Origin of the sequence: Gordonibacter sp., from assembly GCF_036667095.1 — a bacterium.
Taxonomy (GTDB): domain Bacteria; phylum Actinomycetota; class Coriobacteriia; order Coriobacteriales; family Eggerthellaceae; genus Gordonibacter.
Genome location: NZ_JAVWUP010000373.1, coordinates 1 through 1,335, shown reverse-complemented (window position 1 = coordinate 1,335; position 1,335 = coordinate 1). Strand labels below are relative to the sequence as shown.

Genomic DNA, 1,335 nt, shown 5'->3' with positions numbered 1-1,335 from the left:
GCGGGGAGCTGGCGGCATCCTTGGGTTGATCGCCGCGCGCAGCCGAACCGACCTTCTTTTCGTGGGTACGAACGTATACGTCAGAGCTTTATTCTGCTAAAGTAACTAAATCTGTCCGGTTTGCCATGGGGTGGGCCACCGTTGTTTGAGGCGCTCGGTGCTTGGCGGTAAAGGGACAAGGGGGATTGTGGGAGAGCGTGCCGAAAAGGCAGCTTCTCCTCGATAAAAAGAGAAAGGAGAGGGCATGAGCAACCCTATCGTTCAGAAGTTCAAGAATATCGGACCTGGCGCGCTGGTGGCAGCTGGCTTTATCGGACCGGGTACGGTTACTACCTGCACAGTTTCCGGCGCAAGCTACGGCTACACCATGTTGTGGGCGCTACTGTTCGCCACGGTGGCCACTATTATCTTTCAGGAGATGGCGGCGCGCGTGGGCATCGTTTCAGGCAAGGGCCTGGGTGAAAACATTCGCGATCGTATTCCCAACAAGACGCTTAAGTGGATTGCAATCGTAATTGTTATCATCGCCATCTTCGTGGGCAACGTGGCCTACGAGACCGGTAATATCACGGGCGGCATCCTGGGCATCCAGGCGGTCTTCCCTGATGCTTCCATGATTCCCATCGTCGTGGTGTTGGGAATTCTGGCCTTCGCAGCCTTGTGGATTGGCTCGTACAAGGTGGTCGAGATCGTACTGACGGGCATCGTCGTGTTCATGGGCGTGGTGTTTCTGGTAACGGCGTTCGCGTCGAGCCCCGATTGGGGTGCTGTTGCTGTGGGTCTGTTTGTACCCACGCTGCCTGAAGAGGGGTCGAAGGGCATCCTCACGGCTGTGGGCCTCATCGGTACCACTATCGTGCCGTACAATCTGTTCCTGCATGCCTCCGGTGCCTCTGAGCGCTTCAAGGATCCGGCGCAGGTGTCCGATGCCCGTTTCGACACGGTGCTCTCCATCGGTTTGGGCGGCATCATTTCTATGGCCATCCTCGTGTGCGCTGCCGCCAACATTTTCGGCACGGGTGCTGCTGTGACGAACGGCAAGGATATGGCCATTGCCCTTGAACCGCTCATGGGCTCGTGGGCTACGTGGATGATCGGCTTGGGCCTTCTGGCCGCAGGTTTCTCCAGCGCTATCACGGCATCGTTGTCGGCCGCCTATGCGGTGAATGGCGTGTTGGGTTGGAAGAAGACGCTAAAGGACCTGCCGTTCAAGGTGATTTGGATTATCGTACTCGTGGCTGGCTGCATCATGGCTATCGTGCTGGGGAAAAGCCCGACGGAGCTTATCTTGGTGGCGCAGGCGGCCAATGCCATCTTGCTGCCTATCATGGCGTT

General features: G+C 57.5%; 1 protein-coding gene. It reads left to right on the top strand.

The genetic code is table 11. The features are described 5' to 3' along the window. Positions 1–244: 244 nt before the first annotated feature. The coding region (locus tag RR842_RS14705; protein ID WP_332730315.1) for an Nramp family divalent metal transporter at positions 245–1,335 on the top strand (1,091 nt) is incomplete at its 3' end.